At 62.6% G+C, this 532-nt stretch carries 1 protein-coding gene and 1 pseudogene; both read left to right on the forward strand.

Features of this window, described 5'->3' with window-relative positions; translation table 11 throughout:
• Positions 1 to 312 (forward strand): secretion/conjugation apparatus DotM-related subunit (locus KSAC_RS17415; RefSeq protein WP_456305949.1); only part of this gene is annotated, 312 nt, incomplete at its 5' end.
• Positions 302 to 532, forward strand: a pseudogene (locus tag KSAC_RS17150) (hypothetical protein); the annotation flags it as partial. The gene KSAC_RS17415 and the pseudogene KSAC_RS17150, both read left to right, overlap by 11 nt.

Genomic DNA, 532 nt, shown 5'->3' on the forward strand with positions numbered 1-532 from the left:
TACAGCCGTCCGGCCCTGCTTACCCTGCTGCAGCATGCCCGCAGCCGCAGCGGTGTCGTCAATCCGGGTGTCTTCTGCGCGGTGCAGTTCCTTGACCGCGATCTGTGGCTCGCGCTCTCGGCCCCTTCCTACCCCCAGCACGGCTCTCCGCCATACGTGCTGTCCACCACTGTCTGCGTGGAAGCACAGGCGCTCATCGAACACTGGCAGGCCGAAGGCATGCAGGGAGGCCCGATCGGGGAACCCCGTATCGGTCGCACCTTCACCACCCTGAAATCAGTAAAGGCTGGCATTTCTACCCATGACGCCTGAAGACACGAAAACCGGGATGCTCTTCCTCGGCGCACGCAGCGCCGTAACCGAGCTGCGCCACTGGGTGCTGCGCACCTATCTGCTCGAAGACAACCAGCTCGACACCAGCATGGTGATGACCCTGCCGCAGCTCGACCATGTGGCGCGACATGGCACTTTTTACGGCTACGACGTCTCACGCGCGCCAGAAACCCTGATTACACCGGTGCGGGACTATATG

Origin of the sequence: Komagataeibacter saccharivorans, from assembly GCF_004348195.1 — a bacterium.
In the GTDB taxonomy this organism is placed as follows: domain Bacteria; phylum Pseudomonadota; class Alphaproteobacteria; order Acetobacterales; family Acetobacteraceae; genus Komagataeibacter; species Komagataeibacter saccharivorans.